At 44.8% G+C, this 22,638-nt stretch carries 7 protein-coding genes; all 7 read left to right on the forward strand.

What is annotated here, in order from left to right:
- The first annotated feature begins 142 nt into the window (after positions 1–142).
- The 7 genes from ITG09_08005 to ITG09_08035 all read left to right on the forward strand — a co-directional run bounded on the left by ITG09_08005 (position 143) and on the right by ITG09_08035 (position 22,595).
- Positions 143–922 (forward strand): ABC transporter ATP-binding protein, encoded by a 780-nt coding sequence (locus ITG09_08005; GenBank protein UPR53552.1) that lies wholly within the window; start codon positions 143–145, stop codon positions 920–922.
- Positions 919–1,857, forward strand: a complete 939-nt coding sequence (locus tag ITG09_08010; GenBank protein ID UPR53553.1) for an ABC transporter substrate-binding protein — start codon at positions 919–921, stop codon at positions 1,855–1,857. Before ITG09_08005 ends, ITG09_08010 begins: the two co-directional genes overlap by 4 nt.
- The gene (gene fhuB, locus ITG09_08015; GenBank protein UPR53554.1) at positions 1,854–3,830 is read left to right on the forward strand and encodes a Fe(3+)-hydroxamate ABC transporter permease FhuB; all 1,977 of its coding nucleotides are present in this window, start codon (positions 1,854–1,856) and stop codon (positions 3,828–3,830) included. The genes ITG09_08010 and fhuB overlap by 4 nt, the downstream gene beginning before the upstream one ends.
- A gap of 189 nt (positions 3,831–4,019) precedes the next feature.
- Positions 4,020–5,675 (forward strand): multidrug ABC transporter permease/ATP-binding protein, encoded by a 1,656-nt coding sequence (locus ITG09_08020; protein UPR53555.1) that lies wholly within the window; start codon positions 4,020–4,022, stop codon positions 5,673–5,675.
- 59 nt (positions 5,676–5,734) lie between these two features.
- Entirely contained in the window at positions 5,735–5,947 is a 213-nt protein-coding gene (locus tag ITG09_08025; protein ID UPR53556.1) for an MbtH family NRPS accessory protein, read from the forward strand.
- 92 nt (positions 5,948–6,039) lie between these two features.
- Complete coding sequence (locus ITG09_08030) at positions 6,040–17,019, forward strand: amino acid adenylation domain-containing protein (protein ID UPR53557.1); 10,980 nt, start codon at positions 6,040–6,042, stop codon at positions 17,017–17,019.
- Positions 17,016–22,595, forward strand: coding sequence for an amino acid adenylation domain-containing protein (locus tag ITG09_08035; protein ID UPR50680.1), 5,580 nt, complete (start codon positions 17,016–17,018; stop codon positions 22,593–22,595). Before ITG09_08030 ends, ITG09_08035 begins: the two co-directional genes overlap by 4 nt.
- Positions 22,596–22,638: the final 43 nt, after the last annotated feature.

Genomic DNA, 22,638 nt, shown 5'->3' on the forward strand with positions numbered 1-22,638 from the left:
TATGGCATATAGTTTAATCTAAATGAAAATCGTTTGCATTTGAATTTTTGCAAGTGTATAAAAGCGTGTCTGTTAATGATTTTATGAATATGTTCGTATTTCATTAATTTTTTAGTGAATGATGTGTTTTAAGGTTGAAGATATGCTCGAAGCAAAGGGACTCGGTTTTAGCGTAGGAGATAAGCAATTGCTCAAGACATTCGATGTGTCGTTCGAGCAAGGGAAAATCTACGCTTTGGTTGGGCATAACGGCTCGGGGAAATCGACCTTATTAAAGTTGTTAGCGAAACAGCAACGCGCTACGTCAGGCGATATTTTCCTGAAAGATAAAGCGGTCGCTAAATGGTCTGATAAGGACTTCGCACAGCAAATTGCTTACTTACCTCAACATTTACCGGCAACCGACAGTTTATCCGGCAAAGATCTCGTGAGCTTTGGTCGCTACCCTTGGCACGGCTTATTAGGTCGGCTTTCAAGTAAAGATAAGCAATACGTTGAAGAGGCGATGCAACTGACCGACACAATGCAATACGCTGATCGTCTGGTGGATACTTTATCGGGTGGTGAACGCCAGCGTGTGTGGCTTGCGATGTTGTTAGCTCAACGCACCAAATACCTTTTGCTTGATGAACCGTTAGCAGCGCTTGATATCGGCCATCAGATTGAAATGCTGACATTGATTAAGCGACTGAGTGAAACATTGGAAATTGGGGTGATCATTGTCATTCACGACATCAACATGGCTGCGCGTTTCTGCGACCATATCATTGCCCTGCATAGTGGGGAGCTATTAGTCGAAGGTGAGGTTGATGAGGTGTTCAAAGAGTCGATATTGAAGGATATCTATGGTGTGCCTATGCACATTACTCAACATTCTGCGGGTTACCCAGTCGCGATGCCTGGTGATTTGGAGCCAGCATGATGCTTAGCCGTTATCTTCAACCTAGCTTTCGTCGTATGAATATCGGGCACTCTGTTATTTCTAGTCTTGTTTGTGCGAGCTTATTGGCAGTTACTCCTGTTTCCGCTGCTCAAAAGGACATGCTTGATGTTAGTGCTGATCCAAGTCCGCGCTTAGTCTCGATTGATTGGACTCATACTGAAACGCTTTTGGCACTAGGTGTAAAGCCAGTCGCCGTCGCTCAAATACCCGATTATAACTCGTGGGTAAGGTCTCCTCAAATCCCCCCAACTGTTGCTGATGTTGGCTTACGAACGCAACCAAACCTTGAACGTATTCATGAGCTCAAACCCGACAAAATATTACTCTCTCCAATGTTTTCAACGTTGGAGACTCAACTTAGCAAAATTGCGCCTGTCACGACCATTGGTTTGTACCGAAGTGGTGATGTCGATTGGTCAGCGTTAGAAACGGTTACTCGAAAGCTAGCAGAGGTCTCTGAGAAACAACCTCAAGCTGAAGTTTTGATTGAGGAAGCGAATGCTGAAATGGATCGTTTAGGATCTCAGCTACCCAAAAATGCGCCTGCAATGTTGATGGTGCAATTCATGGACACCAATCACGTTCGTGTCTTTGGGGATAACAGCCTATACAAAGCTTCAGTAAACAAGATTGGCCTTGAGTCCGCATGGAAAGGGCAAACCAACGCTTGGGGTTACAGTTTGGTTGGTGTCGATCAGCTTATTGGCGTTAAAGGGCAAATCGTGATTATTTCTCCAATGCCAGCGGGGACTGAAGAGAGCCTTAAAGCAAATCAGTTTTGGCAATACATTGTGAAAGAGTCGGGCTATCCCGCGCTACAAGTTCCAGCGGTGTGGAGCTTCGGTGCGATACCTTCTGCAACACGCTTTGCAAGATTCATTGTTTCTGAATTGAACCAAGGAGACCTGCTATGAGAGCTCTCTCGTTTGGTGTTTTAACACTATTAATGGTTTCTACATTGGCGCTAATTGGCCAACACTTATCTGTGTCTCAGTTCGGGCTGAGCCGACTTTCTAGTTTGTGGAGCGTTGATTTTACTTCTCCAGATACAGTGAAGCTGCATTTGGCTTGGTGGCCGAGGTTATTCACCACACTGTTATCTGGCGCAGCGCTCGCAGTGGCGGGAGTTTTGATGCAACAGGTGCTAAGAAACCCTTTAGCTTCGCCGTCTACCTTAGGTGTTGCGAGTGGTTCGAGCTTTGCACTTATGTTAGCGACGCTTTACGCCCCTTGGCTTTTAGAGTGGTCTTATTCGTTGGTGGCACTTGTTGGTGGCGTCACTACGATTGGTTTGGTATTCGTATTGTCTTGGCGACGTGCGTTGTCTCCAACCGTCGTGATTGTGTCTGGCTTGGTTGTGAACCTCTATTTTGGCGCTGTGAGTACTGTCTTGTTAATGATGAATCAAGACAAACTGAATGGTCTAATGATTTGGGGCGCAGGTTCATTGGTTCAAACCGGATGGGAAGATGTTCAGTACTTGGCTCCACGCTTAGCGATCGCGACTCTGATGGCGTTTCTGTTCGTAAAACCACTGAGTTTGCTTCAATTATCAGAGCAGGGCGCTAAGAGTTTAGGTGTTTCATTACCTAAGTTAAGAGTCGCTTGCCTCGGATTAGCAGTATTGCTAACGGCTTGGGTTGTTAGTGCTGTGGGTGTTATCGGGTTTGTCGGTTTAGCCGCGCCAGCGCTAGCGCGTTTAATGGGTGTACACCGTTTAGTACCTAAGTTATTGGTTTCGATGGTACTTGGTGGTCTGTTATTGAGCCTTACTGACCTTCTTATACAACAACTGCCGGGCATTATGTCGATGTTTATCCCAACAGGTGCGGCAACCGCAGCCTTGGGCGCGCCATTGTTGTTGTGGTTATTGCCAAAGTTATCAATGAAAAGCCAATCACAAACCCAGACCGTCCTAACGCGCCACAAGGAAGTAGCAACGCGTTTAAACAAACATGCCGTGGTGTTGGCGAGCCTAGCTATTGTGCTGTCGCTGGTCGTGTTTAGTTTGTTCTCTATACAAACTGAAGGTTGGCGTTGGTTATTTCAAACTCAAGACTGGGCAATGCTTGAATGGCGTTTACCTCGATTAACGGCAGCGGCATTGGCGGGCGGCATGTTGGCGGTCGCTGGCACCATCGTTCAGCGTTTGAGTGGTAATCCAATGGCGAGTCCTGAAGTTATTGGTATCAGTTCTGGTACGGCGTTAGGTTTGATCATCGCGATCTTTGCCGGGTTTGGAAGTAGCGTTATTGGCTTATATGTTGGTGGGTTCATTGGTGCGGTATGTACTTTGGGCATCATTGTACTGCTCAATCAGAAGTCTGGCTTTCAACCTGAAAGAGTGTTGCTAACAGGTGTCGCAATAACAGCCTTAATGAATGCAGTACAGAGCTTTGTGTTAGCGGGTGGCGATCCAAGAAGTTATCAAGTTCTCGCTTGGTTGGCAGGTTCAACGTATTACGTCACCGAAGCAACGCTTGTTCCGTTATTGATATCTTCGGTTGTATTTATCTCGTTAGGTTTCCTTTGTGCGCGATGGTTGGATGTGCTGCCACTAGGGCAGGCGAGCGCCCAATCTCTTGGTCTCAATGTATCAAGATCTCGAATTCTACTGTTGGTGCTGGTGGCATGTTTAACCGTGAGCGCCACACTGGTGGTAGGCCCGTTAAGCTTTATTGGTTTGATGGCTCCACATATGGCGAGACTATTTGGTTATAGCCGTGCTAAAGAGCATCTGATCTGTTCATCGTTGATCGGTATGGCACTGATGTTGTTTTCTGATTGGCTCGGTAGACAATGGCTTTATCCGCAAGAAATCCCGGCAGGGCTGGTGGCTTCGATTATCGGTGGCATGTACCTGATGTGGGGCTTAAGAAGGCTATAGCTCAGGCGCTGTTATAGTTACTCATAGCGTTTACTAACGCTTGTAGACGGGTGTCTGTTGAATGAACGGGTGAGCTTCTAGAGGCCAGGACTAAACAACAAGATTATTGAACTTGGTTTATACGGGATTATCTTTTCATTTGTTGATAATGATAATCACAATAATAATTAATTGAATGGTGTGTATGAAATGGGCTTGATCCTATTGCTGGCTGAAAAACAGAAAAAATCACTGTTGTTCGTGATCTTATTGAGTATTGCGAGTGCGTTCTTGAGCGTCGCCGTGATTGCGTTTATTCAGCATAAGTTACTTGAAAGCAGTGGCCCACTTTCCAATACCCTAATTCAGTTTACTTTGTTGCTGATTGGTTTGTTGGTGACAGCTACCGTTGCTCAAGTCGCTCTCCATAAACTGGGTCATAAATTTGTTTTTAACAAACGTTGTGAACTGGTCTCTCAACTATTGAATACCGATATTGAACAAGTCGAAAAGGTTGGAAGTGCAGGGGTGCTTGCTTCACTGAATACCGATATTCGAAATATCACTATCGCATTCGTACATCTACCAGAGTTGATTTATGGCTTAGTGCTAACAGCGGTGGCTTTGGCTTACTTGGCTTTTTTGTCTATGCCATTGTTTGGTATCAGCGTTTTAATGCTGTCTTTAACCGGTGTCATTGGCTATCTGCTTGTTACGCGCATCACTAAACACGTTAAACAGGTTCGTGAGTACGACGACAAGTTGTATCACGACTACCAATCCTTGATTGATGGACGTAAAGAGCTGTCTTTAAACCCATTCAGAGCTAAGCGTTACTTTGATGAAACTTTTTCAGTCAATGCTGAAGGTTACAGAAATGAAGTGACACAAGCCGATATCCTAAATGGTTTTGCAGCCAACATGGCGAACACCGTGGTATTGGCGCTGATTGGTTTGAACTTTTACCTAGCGACTGGCTTAGGTTGGGCGACGTTAGAAGTTGCGTCTACATTTGCTTTGGTCGTTTTGTTCATGAGAACGCCATTGATGTCAGCAGTCGGCTCAATTCCAACATTGATCACCGCCAACATTTCGATGAAGAAATTGTCGTCGTTAGACTTGAGCACCGAACTAAGCATCAATCCGAAGTTAGCGCAAACCAAAGTCTTCAATTCACTTGAACTCGTAGGTGCCAGCTATCGATATCGTTCAGATTCTGATGGTGACTCTTTTGGTGTCGGTCCGATTGACTTCAAGATCGAACGTGGTGAACACATCTTTATTATTGGTGGGAATGGTAGTGGAAAATCGACCTTTGCTCGCCTTCTAACAGGGCTTTACCGACCGCATTCTGGCCAGGTTTATGTCGATGGTAACGAAGTAACTCAAGCACATTGGCAAGACTATCGCCATCAATTCTCAGCAGTGTTCAGTGACTTTCATCTGTTTCATCAAATCGTCGATGGTGAAGGCCAAGACATCGAAAACCAAGATATTGATGAGTGGATGATACGACTTGAAATGGCACACAAGGTCGAACATCAGCAAGGTAAGTTGAGCGACGTGAGATATTCGCAAGGTCAGCGGAAACGACTGGCATTGATGATGTCAGTACTCGAAAAGCGTGGATGCATTCTACTTGATGAATGGGCGGCTGATCAGGACCCAAGATTCAGAAAACTCTTTTACCGCCAGTTACTTCCGCTACTTAAACAGCGTGGTGTGACTGTTATCGCGATTACTCATGATGACGCCTATTTTGATGCCGCAGACCGAATTTTCAAAATGGATACCGGCAACCTCATTGAGTTGAGTAAAGGGAATTTAGCTCAAGCGCATCAAGCACTAGAAAGTGTTGTCGCTTGAGTTTTTAAGAGCCAAGTTAGGTTCAAAACTAAAATAAAACAAAGTTAGTTGAGGAAAGAATGAGTATTGATAGCCCGAATACAGAATTTACCGTTGTTATAAATGCGCAAGAACAATACAGCATTTGGCCAACTTATCACTTAGTGCCAAACGGTTGGACTGAGGTTGGAGTAAAAGGCAACAAAGAACATTGTCTTGAACACATCCGTGAAGTTTGGACCGATATGCGCCCGAAAAGTTTACGCGACGCGATAGCTGCCCTAGAAAACTAAACCCATTTAGCTTTAAGCCAATACTTGTACTTTTCGCCTGTCGTGGGCGAAGAGAGGGCTTCTGCAAACAAATTTCATGCTTAGGTAATAAAATGTCAGTGGATGATGAACAAATTTTGGATTCCGTAACCGCTTGGAACCCGCTCTCATACTCTCAACAACGTTTGTGGTTATTCCAACAATTACAACCGATGAGCTTAGCCTATAACCTGGGTGGCTTACTTTGGTTTGAAGGTAACGGTGTTACTGTTGAGAAAATCCAACACTCATTAAATGAAATGGTCTCGGCATTTCCTTCGTTACGTAGTCAGTTTGCTGAAGTTGAGGGAAAAGCCGTTCAACGAGTGATGCCTTTTAGTCCTGTTGAACATGATTATATCGACATGCGGGGTGATTCGAATACCGTCGAGTTTATCAATCAGGATGCTCGACAACGTTGGCTACAACCGTTCAATTTATTGGAAGGTAATCTTGCTCGCTGTTGTATTTATCAAGTCAGTGAGCATCGCTTCGCTGTGTTGCTTTCGACTCACCACATCGTCACTGATGCTTGGTCATTTCAAATCAAAATTAAGATGCTGGTTAATTCGGTTGCAGGCAAAACCTACAATGGGAAAGAGGTTCAAAGTTATCTTGATTACGCAGCAGAGCAGGCCAGTGCAGAAACGTCTGATCTCTATAAACAACAGAAAGCGGCGTGGGTAGAGAATCAGTTTATCGGTGAAGAGTCGCTCTCGATATCAAATCTTAACGACCAATCGCAAGATACTTATGGTGCGAGGCATGAGCTTGTTAGCTTGTCTAACGAAACCAATGAATCAATCAAAAAGTTAAGCAGTGAGTTAGGCGCGACCAAATTTGAGATTTTGGCATCGGCAATGATGTTAACGCTGCGCCAGTACTATTCTAATGTTCATCCTTCAATTTGTGTTCCCGCCCTAAACCGAAATGCCAAGAATCGCAGAACGGTCGGTTTTTATGTGAATAGTGCGGTGATGGGTTACCGCATTGACGCAGAAATGACGTTGTCTCAGTTAGTCAATACCACTCATGCTTCAATGAAAGCGTCGTTAGCCTACGAAAGTACACCATTAGAAGCGCTAGTCGGCGACTTACCACTTCCTACAACGGCACTGAACTTCCGGAATCATGGCGGTAAATTCTCACTTAACACCAACGGAGTTTCGGCCGAGTTTGAAGAATTCCCAGTATTAGAAACACCGTTTGAATTGGTGTTGGACGTTATTAATAAAGGCGATACACCGTTAAGGTTTGTCTATGCAAAAGAGAAGTTCACTCGTCCGTTTATCACCAAATTCATCGATAGCTTTAAAGTAAACTTAACGACTATTGCTCAATCACCAGATGCAGCTGTAGCGTCGGTAAATGCAATCTCAAGCAAGGACATGAGGTTAATAGACCAACATGGTTCGGGTGAGCATGAATGGCATTATCGACCGTTTACTGATTTGGTGACGGAGCAAGCCGTTAAGTGTCCGAACAGCATTGCGTTAAAACACCAAAACGAGTCAATGAGCTATCTAGAGTTGGAGACTCGTTCAAACCAGTTGGCGCATTCGATTTTGTCTCAAAAGACCACTTCAAAATCACCGATTGGTGTGATGATGGAGCGTGGCGTCGACATGATCGTTTCAATGATTGCCGTTCTGAAAGCGGGTGCGCCTTTCTTACCCTTAGACCCAGATTACCCAACCGAACGATTGAATTTTATGTTGGAAGACAGTGGTGCTGAGCTACTCCTGACTCATTCTAAATCTAGGTCTAGATGCACTGATGTATTAAATGGTAGTGATGGTATTACTCAGTTCTGTGTTGAGAGTACAGAGCTTTCAGGTTTACCTTCAGATAATTCTTTTAAACGTCCGTTGGCCGAAGAACTGGCCTATATCATCTATACCTCTGGTTCAACGGGAAAGCCAAAAGGCGTCACCATATCTCATGAAGGTTTGAGCATGCATGTTCAGACGATTGGTCAGCGATATGGGATGAGTGAAGATGACGTTGAACTGCACTTTGCATCGATTAGTTTTGATGGTGCGGTTGAACGTTGGACTGTGCCATTAGCCTTTGGCTCTCGCTTGGTAATTCGTGATCAAGAGTTATGGACTGCGGAAAAGACCTGCGATGTACTGCAACAAGAAAAAGTGACCATCGCTTGTTTTCCTCCAAGCTATGTCGGCCCTTTACTCGACTGGATTGAAGCGACAAAACCGACATTGGCACTGCGATCCATTACCTTGGGTGGTGAAGCGTTCACACGTGAGACCTTTGAACGAATCCAAGACGTGTTAGCGCCACCAAGAGTCATTAACGGTTATGGTCCAACAGAAACGGTAATCACGCCGATGATTTGGGAAGCGTATGCACAAGATTCAATGGAGAGCGCATACGCGCCGATTGGAACTCCAGTCGGTGACAGAAAGCTGTATGTACTTGATTCTGAGTTAAGCCAAGTGCCATTTGGCTGCAGTGGTGAGTTGTACATTGGTTCTGAAGTGGGTTTAGCTGAAGGTTATTTGAAACAGCCTAATTTAACTGCTGAACGTTTTGTTCCTGATCCATTTTCTAATAATGGCGAAAGGATGTATCGAACGGGTGACCTCGTTCAGTGGCGCGATGATGGCATCATGGAGTACCTAGGTCGGGTAGACCAACAGGTAAAAATTCGTGGGTTCCGTGTCGAACTAGGGGAGATCGAATCCCAACTTCAGGCGCTTTCAGGCGCGGAGTTCTGTGCTGTTGTCGATCATGAATCTCCCACGGGTAAAAAGCTTGTCGGTTATGTTCAGCTAAGTGAAGGACAACAAAGCGAGACTCAAGCAAATGAGGCCGAACTAAACGATGTTTTATCGCAAAGTACTCATAGAAATGAAGAAGTTCGATGGATTGAGCAATTAGGGCAAACACTGCCTGATTACATGGTACCTGCCTGTATCATTGTGCAAAACAAGTTGCCTCTGACACCTGCAGGCAAGGTCGATAGAAAGCAATTGTTTGCTCCAGACTGGGCTGAACTTCACAACGAACAAGGTGAAATTGAGAACGAGCGACAACAAGTTCTCGCTGATATTTGGTGTGATCTACTTAAAGTGAAGAGTGTTGGAGCGAATAGCCAATTCTTTGCGCTAGGTGGTGACTCGATTACGGCTCTTCAACTAGTCGGAAAGTTGCGTCAACAAGGTTTGATGTTATCGCCAAAACAAGTTTTCGATTTTCCGAAGTTAAGTGATATGGCGGACAATCTAACCGAAACCAAGCTGGTGAAAGCTGAACAGATTAAGCTTCAAGGCGAAGTCGCACTGTTACCCATTCAGCAAAGATACATCGACCATTTTGATCTGAGTCGTTGTAATCAGTTCATTCAGTTTAATTGGCACTACCCAGTAGATGTTGAACGATTGACTGCTTCATTCAAAGGTCTTGTTGAACACCACGACGCATTGAGACTGCGCTTTGCTCATTCGTCGGACTCTTCATTAAAAGCGACGGCAAATTATCAAGACAATGCCGAGTTTGCTATTCATTCATTTGAAGACGAGATAAACCTTGAACAAGTTCAGGCGAGCATAGATCTAACTCATGGTGTTATAGGTGCTGTCGGAATTCGTAGCCTGAACAAACACGATGAACTTGGTCAGCAAAGCGAGATTTTAATTGCGATTCACCATCTCGTTGTAGACGCACTTTCGTGGCCAGTGATTATTGAAGACCTCGCTAAGCTTTATAGTGCACATCAAGAAGCTTATGACACTCAAGATACGGTTCAAAAAGCATCACCTGAACTCTCATTGAGTCAAAAGACTCATCATCAAGGTAATTGGGGCTATACCTTAAGTACATTGACGATATCTGAAGATCAAAAAGCGTACTGGGCAGAGCAAACGAAATCACCGCTTTATCCTACAACACGTGGAAAGCCTATTGCGATGCAATGGCATACTCCTTTATCAAAAATCAATGCTCTAAATAAAGCTGGCCAAGAATTTGCTCGCCTCACTCTGGAACAAATTGCATTCATTGTGAGTGCTTTAACGGTCAGTTCGTTAAACCAAGGAAAGGCGTTAACCATTCATCGTGAATCTCACGGTCGCTATACCGAGGACTCTGGGATTGATTTAAGTCGAACTGTCGGGTGGTACACATCATTATATCCGCAAGTCGTTCCTGCTCTTGATTCGTTGGAAGAGTGGGTGAAATCCCTCAAAGATAATTCTAGTGCAGACGAGTTAGGCGGCGTAACGTTCCATGCTGGTGTTATGCAAAATCTTTGGCCTCATGTTGGTGATATGGATGTGCTGTTTAACTATCTAGGCAATCTTACTCAACAGATTAATGACGTGGTTGAGGTAACAAATACGGGTTTATGGCGAGATGAATCAAACGCTGCAGATGCGGCGATTGTTATCAATGCTTCTGTGCACACTGAGCACTTAACATGGGATGTTGAGTTGGATAGCCACAGTTTCAAACAAGTTGAAGTTGAGGCACTACATGCGGTATTTGATAGCAGCATCGAACGTTTACATGAATTGTTTATTGAAGCCAATCCGGTATTAACCAGCAACGATGTACCGCTGGTTGAGTTGACTCAAACCCAATTAAATCAACTTTGTGCTGGTGCAAGTTCATCAAGCTCATTACCTCGAACAATTTTACCGTTATCAACCTTACAACAAGGTTTATATTTCCATGCGAAGCTCTCTGAAAGTGATAGCACGTACGTTAACCAGATAACGTTGCCTTTAAACAACGTTGATGTGACCAAGATGATTGATGCTTGGCAAGGTGTGATGAATAGACATCAAATGCTGCGTTCTACATTGTTCTCATTTGATGGTGGGGCTTACCTTGCCGAATGGCCAGAACTTAGTCTGGATTACACGATATTGGATGTTCGAAAGCGTAGCCAATTTGACCTTGACTCCTACAAGCAGAAAACGATTGAGCAAGGCTTTGCGTTAGAGCAGTTTGTTGACCATGCAAAAGTAAAACCTTTGTGGCGCGTCGATTTCGTTCAAACTCATGATGATCAAGTGCAATGTATATTTACGATCCACCACATTCTAATGGATGGTTGGAGTACGGGCGTACTACTCAGCGATCTGTTTGCCTTGTATAAAGGTCATACTGTTGCACCAGTCAAAGGAGAGTTTGCAGACTATTTATCTTGGATACAGAATCAAGATAGTCAGCAGTCTAATCAGTATTGGCAGCGCTACCTTCAAAACATGGAATCACCAACACGTTTGGTTGAATCTTTTGGAAAACCGAATGCCGAGGTCACTGATTCTAATGTATCGAGTTTCCATCGTTACAATGACGACTATTCATCTGAGACCATCAGCGAATGGTTACCTAAGCTAAAACAAGCGGGTGTGACGCTTAACACGTTAACTCAAGCAGCTTGGCTACTGACATTGAACCGCTTCACCGGGCAAGAGAGCCCAGTTTTTGGTAATACGGTAGCGGGGCGTCCGACAGAGTTGGCTCACAGTGATTCGATGGTGGGTCTGTTTATCAATACGTTGCCTATCTCTCATCGAATCGATCTTTCTAAATCTGTATCTGAATGGATGTTAGAGATTCAAACATCATCCAGTGAGCAGCGTGAGTTCAGTTATTCTTCTCTGTCAGATATCCAAGCACAAACTGGGTGGTCTGGTGAAAACCTATTCGACACCTTAGTGGTTTTTGAAAACTACCCATTGGATGAAGCACTTCTAAATAGTGAAGGGAACGGTGAATTTAGCATTGGTGAGCCAGAAAGTTATGAGTTTACCCATTACCCGTTAACCTTGGCTATTTTGCCGAGCGAGTCGCTTCGCATCGTTTTTGCTTACGACGAGAGTAAGTTTACACCCCAACAAATAGAAGCTCTGTGTACAACTAATCGACACTATTTAACTCAACTGGTTCAACACTTAACGGAACGCTTAGGGCGATTGTCTGAATTGGCTCCAGAGCAAGTGAGTGAGCTTAGTTCATTTGACCGTGAACCAGAGGCTTGGACATTTGAACCGTTTACCGACTTAGTGGCAAAGCAGATGTTACTGCGTCCTGATAGTGAAGCGCTAGTATCGAACGTTGAGGTTGATAATGGACAACAAAGACAGCGTTTAACTTATCAACAAATGGTTGAACAGAGTGATGCGATAGCTTCGAGGCTCATTACTGAAGGTGTTGAACGCGATGATATTGTTGGTGTGCTCTTTGAGCGTGACTGCAATATGCTGGTGGTAATGATGGGTGTCATGAAAGCGGGTGCGGCTTTCTTGCCACTAGACCCTTCATATCCCCAAGAGCGCTTAGACTTTATGGTCAAAGATAGCGGGGCACGTGTTTTGGTTCATGATTTACTAAGTGAATCGTTAGCGAATCGTATTAAGAACCAAGCTAAAGCTATCGGCTATAGCTCGTTTGATTTAACTGAAACCCTCAGTCAAAAGCCTACGATATTACCTGACCAACTGGCATACATGATCTACACATCGGGTTCGACTGGCAAGCCGAAAGGGGTTTGTGTGTCGCAACAAGGATTGAGCATGCATGTCCAAACCATCGGGCAGCGATACGGCATGACGGCAAACGATGTAGAGCTACACTTTGCGTCAATCAGCTTTGATGGCGCCATTGAACGTTGGACTGTGCCATTGGCATTCGGTTCACGCTTAGTTATTCGAGACCAATCATTGTGGAGCGCTCAACAAACCTGCGATGTATTAACACGTGAACAGATCACTATTGCGTGTTTCCCTCCAAGTTATGTGTTGCCATTGTTAGAGTGGATTGAAGGCTGTAGCCCCGAACTCTATGTGCGCTCGTGGACATTAGGTGGCGAAGCCTTCACTCGTGATACCTATTTCCAATTGCAACGCGTTCTAAAACCTAAGCGAATCATTAATGGTTACGGGCCAACCGAAACCGTTGTCACGCCAATGATTTGGGAGGCGTATCCAGAAACTGAATTAGAAAGTGCTTACGCACCTATCGGGAAAGCCGTCGGAAATCGAACTTTATACGTGCTGGATTCGGCATTAAACCGGGTTCCTGCCGGTGTTTCTGGAGAGCTCTATATAGGGGAAGAAGTTGGGCTCGCAAGAGGTTACTTTGAACGTCCTGATCTAACATCTGAACGTTTTATTCCTGATCCATTCTCAAGTAATGGTGAGCGAATGTATCGAACCGGAGATGTGGTGAAATGGCGTTCAGATGGCGTTATGGAGTATCTCGGTCGTAGTGACGAACAGGTCAAGATTCGAGGGTTTAGAGTTGAGCTTGGTGAAATAGAATCTCGCCTACAAAAGATCACCGGTTCGGAGCAGTGTGCGGTCATTGCTTGTGACAGCCCATCAGGTAAACAGCTGGTGGCATATATTCAAAGCGATAACGAACTATCTAATGATCAAGCTCTGAAAGATCTTGCCAGAGATCTTCCTGATTACATGGTGCCTAGCCAAGTTGTCAAAATGGATAAGATTCCTTTAACTCCAGCAAGTAAAGTCGATAAAAAGCGCCTACCAATGCCAAACTGGCAAGAGGAAGCTAGCTCAGAGTATATAGCGCCAATTGGGGAGATGGAGTTAGCGTTAGCAAATCAATGGCAAGTGCTATTTAGCAAAGAGAAGATAAGCCGTGAGGATGACTTCTTTGCTTTGGGCGGTCAATCGCTATTGGCGACCCAACTTGTAGGAAGGCTGAACCAACAAGACAACATCAGGCTGCCGTTACAGGCGGTGTTTGATACGCCATTGCTTAAAGACCTTGCTGCTGAATGTGTGTTGTCAGACGCTCAGAGTCGAAGAGAAATGGCTGTCATCGAGCGCGTGTCACGACTGCCATACATGCCGGCTTCTGCTGTACAAAAACGATTGTGGTTCGTTCAACAACTGCTACCAACCAGTGCCGCTTACCACATGCCTTTAGGACTTAAATTTAATGGGGATGTGAACGTTACGGTTCTTGAGCGAGCAATCAATATTCTGATTGCTCGTCATGAAATCTTGAGGACGAACTTTAGCCAGGTTGAAGGTGAGCTGATGCAGTCTATTCATGCTGAGCGAGATATTTCTCTTGGTCTTCATGAGCACTTTGCATCCGATGAACACAGGTTGTCTGCTTACCAAGATCTGATTGCTAAACCGTTTGATTTTTCTGAAGGGCCGTTGATTCGATTTGATTGGATAATCGGTAAACCTGAGACATCAGCGAATGTTAAACAGGGCGAATTGCTTATTGTCGCGCACCATATTATTTGTGATGGAATCTCCATGCAGCAACTGCTTTCAGAATTGGCTGATTGCTATGTATCCATGATCGTAAGTGGAGAGGAAAGGAAAGGACAGGGGCTACGAACACCTGAAATTACGAATGATTTACAGTACGCAGACTATGCGAATTGGCAAAAGCAGTGGCTTGAATCTGAAGAAGCATCCGAACAAAAAGCATGGTGGTTGAATGCGCTGAAATATGACATTGAACCACTGATATTGCACAGTGACGTGTCGAGAGAACAAGCGGATACGCGAGGTAACCGACTCCACTTTGAACTGACAAGTGAGCAAGTTTCCAATATCACTGCATTAGCTGTATCGCATAACACGACTCCTTTTAATGTCATGCTGACGTTGTGGCACTTGCTGATGCACAAGTATTCCGGCCAAGAGCAAGTACGTGTTGGTGTGCCAGTTGCGGGTCGAACGCAGATTGAAACACAGACGATGCAAGGCTGCTTCATTAACAGTTTGGTTATTCCGGCTCAATTTAATGGTGAGTTGTCTTTCTCTGGTTTACTGAATCAAGTGAAGTCATTCACTGAACAGGCACTACAGCGACAAGGCTTCCCATTTGAAATGTTGGTTGAATCACTTGGGATCACCGGAAATCTGCGGTACCACCCAGTGTTCCAAACCAGTTTCAACTTCCAGAGCTTTGATGAGCAATCCTTGTTCGATTGGCAAGGACTCGATGTCGAGCCATTTGATCCGGGTGTTGTGAATGCTCAGCTCGAAATCGGTATGGATATCCAACAGATGTCTGAAAGTAAGTGGCTTGGTTTCGTAAGCTATGTATCACCGATTTTCACACAAGATTTCGCACAAGCGTTGCTTGATCATTGGCTATTGCTTTTAGATCGGGCAGCTACAAACAGTGATAAGTTAGTTAGCCAACTTCATTTGATCGATGAGAATGCAACACAGCAAAGTCGAGCGTTCAATAACACCTCCCTTGATTGGGGGAGCTTCGTGACGCCGTCACAAGCAGTTCAACAGCAAGCTGAAAAAACGCCAGATGCCGTCGCCTTATCTATGCAAGGAAAAACCCTTACATACAAACAATTTGATGAGCGTGTTAACCAACTCGCTAACTGGCTACGTGAGAGAGGGGTTACTAGTGAAACGCGTGTTGGTTTAGGGCTAGAGCGTTCGTTTGACTTAGTGGTTGGTTTACATGCTATCACTCGTGCCGGTGGTGCTTATGTGCCATTGGACCCAAGTTATCCGGCAGAACGACTTCAGTATATATTGCAGTCGGCGAATATAGACTTGCTGCTTACGGATTCAAGCTCAATGCACTTGTGGCCAGAAAGCGAGGGCTGCGAATATCTCGATGTAAGCCAGTTAGATACGTCAGCGCAGTCATCAATGCCACCATTAGTTCACTGGCATCCAGAGCAGGCGTTGTATGTGATCTTTACTTCTGGTTCAACGGGTTTACCAAAAGGAGTGGTGAACACCCAAGCCGCATTACAAAACCGTTTGAATTGGATGCAGCAAGAATATGCACTCAATGAATCCGATTGTGTGTTGCAGAAAACGCCATTTAGTTTTGATGTTTCGGTATGGGAGTTTTTCTGGCCATTGATGACTGGCGCACGCCTAGCGATCGCGCCGCCTGACGCTCATCGCCAATCAAGTTTCCTATCCGAAGTCATTCAACAAGAACAGGTCACAACACTCCACTTTGTGCCGTCGATGTTGAACGCATTCTCGGTAGAAACAGACATATCAGACTGTGTGTCTTTAAAGCGCATTATCTGTAGTGGTGAAGCACTACCTGCCGACCTTGTTGATCAAGTGCTTAATAACGCTCCTGTTCAAGTGCATAACCTATACGGACCTACTGAAGCGGCGATCGATGTGACGTATTGGCCGTGTGAGTTACCCGCGTCTAAGCGTATCCCGATAGGTTATGCAATCAGCAATACTCAGCTACATGTACTTGATGACAACTGGAACCCTGTACCGATTGGTGTTCCTGGTGAATTGTATTTGGCGGGTGTTGGATTAGCGCGTGAATATCTAGCTCGCCCTGACCTTACCGCAGACCGATTTGTACCCAATCCGTTTAGAGCGTCAGGAAGCCGAATGTACCGAACGGGAGATCAGGTTATTCAACTTGCTGATGGTCGATTGGAATATTTGGGTCGTTTGGATAACCAAGTCAAAATTCGCGGTTTGCGCATTGAGTTAGAAGAAATCGAAAATGTGATTAATCAACTCGAATGGGTAGAAGAGTCTGCTGTGATTGCGTTTAAGCATCAAACTGGCGACCAATTGGTTGGCTATGTCATCGACTCCAATTGGGATCAAGACAAACAAGATCTTGTAAACAAACACCTTTCTGAACATCTCCCTGACTACATGGTGCCAAGTATATTGGTTGGGTTGAGTGAGATGCCACTTTCTCCAAACGGTAAGCGTGACAGAAAGGCTCTGCCGGCTCCGGAATGGCAGTCAATCGAATACCGCGCTCCCGAAACGGAGTTGGAATTGTGGTTTGCGAGTAATTGGGAAGAGGTTCTAGAAGTCCCTCAAGTGGGCTTAAACGACAACTTCTTTGCTCTGGGTGGTCATTCACTATTAGCAACTCGAGTGGTCGCTAAGGCACATCAAGAGCTTGGTTTAGAGGTGGTACTGAAAGACTTTTTCGAGGCCAATAACCTGCAGGCGTTAACGGATAGCTTGCAAGCTCAATATCAAACACAAAATGAACATCAACAAGACGAATTCGATGCCATGGCAGCATTGATGGACGAACTGGAGCTGCTATGAACGACCCAATAGACAAGAACAATCTACAAACAAAGAGTCAGTCAAAAGCGACGACTCAACCCAAGGCGACTAACCAAGGACAAATCGATAGACACGCGTTAGCAAAACGTTTTCTACAACTGGGAAAACCAGAGCAAATCAAGTTTATCGAACTGCTGAGTAACAAAGGTTTAGATTTCGAAAAACTACCTATTGTTGCGGTTGGTTCTGAGCAGAAAATCTCGCTGTCTCCGGCACAACAACGTTTGTGGGATATTTATCGTCTAGACAAAGGCAACAGTGCCTACCATATGTCGGGGACGTTCAAAGTTAATGGTGATTTGGATATTGACCGATTAACCCAGCTCGTCAACCAAGTCTTAGAACGCCATGATGTGTTGAGAACACGCTTTATTACCAGTGCCACAGAGCAGGTTATTCAGTTTGTCGACAAAGCGGCGGTGATGCATCCGGTTGGTGTTGATGCTCAAAGTTGGAATCAAGAGCAAATTCAAGACGCCGAGCAGGAGTTTATTGGCAAAGCGTTTGAGCTTGAGACTGAACTGCCAATTCGTATGCAATGTTTACGAACCGGTGATCATTCGTGGAAGCTACAGCTTGTCATGCATCACATCGTTTCTGATGGTTGGTCGATTGGCGTATTTTTAAATGAACTCGTTACGCTTTATCAACAAGATAAATTGCCAGAGTTAGCGATTCAATATCGTGATTATTCTCATTGGCAAAGCGCGTTATTGGATGCGGGGAAAGGGCAGCAACATATTGAGTTTTGGAAGCGTGAGCTTTTACAAACAGATCAAAGCCCACTGTTCCCTTGGCATAGTGACGTTACACCAAATCAAAGACGCATTGCTGATTCGATCAGCTATGAACTCAATGAGTCGCAATCTGACAAACTAAAACAGATTGCGCGTCAGTTGTCGGTAACGACTTCGAGCTTATGGTTAGGGATATGGCAGGCTGCTTTAGCCAAGGTAACGTATCGCACAGATATATCAGTCGGTGTACCGATGGCGAATCGTACCCGCCACGAAGTGTCTAATCTGATAGGCTTTTTTGTGAATACTATGGTTATTCAGCAATCCATAACGCCTAACAGCTCTTTATCTGATGTGATTGAAGGAGCCCACAACAAAGTACTTGAGGCGCAAGAACATCAACTATTGCCATTCGATCAGTTAGTCAGTGCTTTCACGGCTGAGCAAAACGACGGTGAGCCAAAGAATTACGAACGAAAAGCAGGACAAACTCCCTTGTTTCAAGTGCTTTTTAACCATCAAAGTTCGTTGGCTGATGAGATTCAATTAGATAGCCAACTTACATTGAAGGCTGAGCAACAAAACGGGGAGTTTGCGTTATTCGATATTGCACTGGATATCCGTGAGACAGAGCGAAAAACAGGTGTCGTGCTCACGTATTCAAAGGATCGAATCGATTCTGATGCGATGGTTGAGTTGAATTCTGTACTTGAACATCTCACCGGCAGTCTGGAGTCGCATGTAGATAACAACCTGGCCCGAATCAATCACCTCACACGACACGATGCATCTGTTTTAGAAAAACTATCGCAACCAGAAGGTGAGTGGGAGTTTCAGTCAATTGTTGAACTTATTGGAGTTCAAGCCAAAGCACGACCTGATGCCATCGCACTAAAGTATCAAGACTTTGAGTTGAGCTACGCGCAATTGGATTCGGCGTCATCAGAATTGGCGTCCAAACTTGTCGCTAAAGGCGTAGTTCGAGATCAAGCGATCGGTGTGTTGTTCGAGAGAGGCGTCGAAATGATTGTCTCTATGGTTGCAGTCATGAAGGCGGGCGGGGCATTTCTACCACTAGACCCTGATTATCCAACTGAGCGTCTTGCATATATGGTTCAAGATTCTAAGGCGGGGTTTGTGATTACCCAGCAAGGCCTAGAGCTCCGTTGGCAAAACATTCAATCTGAGTTTGACGTTTCATTACCAAAAGTAAGTTATTTCGTTTATCGCCAGCAAGACTTAACTCAATCTTTAGATAACGGACAATGTTTACCAACTGAATTAATGCCAACGATACTCCCTGAACAATTGGCATACATCATTTATACCTCCGGTTCGACAGGTAAACCGAAAGGCGTGGCAGTCAACCACAATGGTTTGTCTATGCACGTTCAAACTATTGGCAAGCAATATGGTATGACACCAGAAGACGTTGAGCTGCACTTCGCTTCGATTAGCTTTGATGGTGCCGTTGAGCGTTGGACAGTGCCGTTAGCTTTTGGTAGCAAGCTTGTCATCCGAGATCAAGAGTTGTGGAGTGCTGAGAAAACTTGCGAGGTGCTGTGCAATGAAAAGATTACCATTGCCTGTTTCCCGCCGAGTTACGTGGGTCCGTTGCTTGATTGGATTGAATATCAAAAACCATCTATCAATGTCCGCTCCTGGACACTTGGTGGCGAAGCCTTTACCGCTGAAACCTATCAACGTTTGCAAAAGGTCGTGAACCCTTCGCGTATTATCAATGGTTATGGTCCAACAGAAACCGTAGTCACACCGATGATTTGGCGTGCATACCCTCAGGATAAATTGGACAGTGCGTATGCTCCGATTGGTCAGCCTGTCGGCGAACGTCGTTTGTACATATTGGATTCGCAACTTAATAAGGTCGCACTTGGCGCCGTTGGGGAATTATACATCGGCGGTGAAGTCGGGTTGGCTCGTGGATATTTAGACCAACCGGATTTAACTTCTGAGCGGTTCATACCTGATCCTTTCAATACAGATGATACGACTAGTCGAGATAGCTCTCACAAACGAGCAGGCCAACGTATGTATCGCACTGGTGATTTGGTTCGTTGGAATCAAAGTGGCGTGATGGAATATATAGGGCGCGTGGATCAGCAGGTTAAAATCAGAGGGTTTCGAGTTGAGTTAGGAGAAATTGAAAGCCGCCTTCAAGCACTATCTAAGGTTGAGCATTGCGTTGTTGCAGTGAAAGAGGCCGGCCAACAAAAACAGTTGTTTGGTTATTTGCAGAGTAGCGAGCCTGACCGTTTTGATCTTGATGAGATTCTCGAAGCGCTTTCACGAGAGTTACCCGATTACATGGTCCCAAACCAATTAGTGCTCTTGGATAAATTGCCTTTAACACCTGCTGGTAAAGTTGATAGAGCCTCGCTCCCCGCTATGGATGAGAACGTTCAATCGATCGCGGCTGTTGTATTACCTCAAACCGAACAAGAGGTGTTGCTTGTAGATATATGGCAGCAGCTACTAGGCATAGATCAAGTGAGCTGTGCGGATAACTTCTTTGCATTGGGAGGTGATTCGATACTTTGCTTACAAATGGTGAGTAAAGTACGCGTTGCGGGCTACAACTTAACACCACAGCAAGTATTTGAAGGCAAAACGTTAACTGACCTAGCCGAAGTATTGGATATCCATAAGGCAGCGACAGAGCGTGTTTTGACCGAAGAAGTGTTTGGCTTAATGCCGATCCAGGCTCATTTCTTTGCTCAAGAGTTTCCTGAGCCTGATCATTGGAATCAGCATATCTGTGTTGAGCTTAAACAAGACATGAATACCGACTATCTGGAATTGGCGATTCAGGCGTTGGTGAAACAACACCCAAGTTTGAGGCTCGCATTTAAACAACATCAAGGTCGTTGGAAACAACAGTATCAACCTTATCAAGAACGCCAATACCTTTGGATAAGCTCGGTGAGCTCTGAAGATGCATTTTCAGCATTTGCACAAGAGATTCATCAAAGCATGGATATCGATACTGGTCGATTAATTCAGGCTGGTTACGCGCAATGTTCGGACTCCCCCAATCGCTTGATGATAGCGATTCACCACTTAGCAGTGGATGGTGTGTCTTGGCGAATTCTTTTAGATGACCTTTGGAAGGCGTATCAACAACAAGTAGCAGGGCAAGCTATCCAGTTGATGCCGAATTCGAGTGAAATCGATGAAGCCGTCCGTCAAGTTGAACAGTGGTCGACTACTGAGCAAGGAAAGTTGATGCAATACGCTTGGCATGAGTTGACTCAAAAACCGGCTGATTCCATAGAAATTAAACAAGAGATAATTCCTGCTCTTTATCAAGACAAACAAGTCTACAAAACTGAGTTATCGAATGATCTAACACAAACATTGTTACGTGTTTCAAATACCAGTCACGGGGATATCCAAAGCGTGTTGATTGCTGCGTTAGTGTCAGCATTAACGAGTGAAGCGCAACCTGAGATTCCTCTTTACTTAGAGGGGCATGGTCGAGAAGCCTCTGTTTTCTCTGGCGTTGATCTATCAAGAATGGTGGGTTGGACGACCAGTTTGTACCCAATGATTGGGCATTTTCAACCTGATATTCTTGGTGTACTCAACCAAACTCATGACTATCTAGAGAGCGTTAAGAAAGATGGCGGCATTGGCTATGGCGTTAGGTACCTAAACAAAGAAATCGATGAGACCTATCGTGCAAGCGCGACATTTAACTACCTCGGACAATACGCTAGTGATGGGTTCGCACACTGGTGTACACCTATCGAAGACGGAAGCCTACCTCAATCCGGATTCAATCAGATGTTGACGCCACTTGTTGTTAATTCTCAGGTTGTGTCTGGGCAGTTGAGCCTGTCATGGGAGTTTGCGAAAACGCATTATTCGTTAGCGGACATCGAGCAAATAGCAGAGCAGTATGTTGAGCGTTTAACGGCGCTTGTCAGTGCTATGAAACAAGAAGCGAAAGTAACAAATAGTAATCAGAGCTTAGCCAATCTGCGACTGGTAGAAAAACTCAATAATACAACGTGCGAGAATGAACCTGTTTTCTGTATTCACCCTGTGACAGGGCGTGTGACGGGTTACCAGAGACTCGCACAAGCACTCGAAGGAGATAGAAGTGTATTTGGCATAAAGTCACAGAGCTTTGTATCAGAGAGCGTATTTGATTCCTCGTTTAATGATATGGCCGAGACGTACTACCAAACGATCAAACAGATCCAGCCTCATGGTCCTTATCGATTAGTCGGATGGTCATTAGGTGGGGCACTTGCTCAGGAAATCTCATTACGTTTAGAGAGGAATGGCGACGATATAGCGTTTGTTGGGTTACTCGATTGCTATGTGCCAGGCACTGAAATTGCTGAAGACCAATGGGACTCACCAACCTCAAAAACCAAACTCATGGAACATATTTCATTGCTGCTTGTTTCAATTACGAAAGCGCAGGGGCAGCGATGTTTACAGTTGCTCGATTCTGCGCCTCCTCAAAGGTGGCCAGAAGTCTTTAATACATGGTTGGCGGAAAATAACTTCGACCACTACATGGCGGACAACGCAAAACAAATGCTCTATAGCTGGGCTGTTGAACAACACATGCGTGCTTTGTGTCGCGGGTATCAATTACCGAGCGTAAAAACCCAATTGCATTGTTGGTGGGCAGGGCAGCCAAATGGGCGCTCAGAGCTGTTATCAAAAGGGTTGAATAAGCATAACAACCTCCAATATTCCGCTGTTATAGACACGGATCATTTAGGTATCGTTCAGAATAATCAAGTAATCAAAGACTTATACAGACATTTGTATTGTGAATAATTTTATAAATATCTATTGCTGAGATGTTTTATTTTGAAAATTA

Source organism: Vibrio cyclitrophicus (assembly GCA_023206055.1).
Lineage (GTDB): Bacteria > Pseudomonadota > Gammaproteobacteria > Enterobacterales > Vibrionaceae > Vibrio > Vibrio cyclitrophicus_A.

Bases quoted from the DNA above. Each gene is read 5' to 3' on its own strand.
- ITG09_08020 (UPR53555.1), top strand. From the start codon at position 4,020: ATGGGCTTGATCCTATTGCTGGCTGAAAAACAGAAAAAATCACTGTTG.
- ITG09_08010 (UPR53553.1), top strand. From the start codon at position 919: ATGATGCTTAGCCGTTATCTTCAACCTAGCTTTCGTCGTATGAATATC.
- ITG09_08025 (UPR53556.1), top strand. From the start codon at position 5,735: ATGAGTATTGATAGCCCGAATACAGAATTTACCGTTGTTATAAATGCG.
- ITG09_08035 (UPR50680.1), top strand. From the start codon at position 17,016: ATGAACGACCCAATAGACAAGAACAATCTACAAACAAAGAGTCAGTCA.
- ITG09_08005 (UPR53552.1), top strand. From the start codon at position 143: ATGCTCGAAGCAAAGGGACTCGGTTTTAGCGTAGGAGATAAGCAATTG.
- ITG09_08030 (UPR53557.1), top strand. From the start codon at position 6,040: ATGTCAGTGGATGATGAACAAATTTTGGATTCCGTAACCGCTTGGAAC.
- fhuB (UPR53554.1), top strand. From the start codon at position 1,854: ATGAGAGCTCTCTCGTTTGGTGTTTTAACACTATTAATGGTTTCTACA.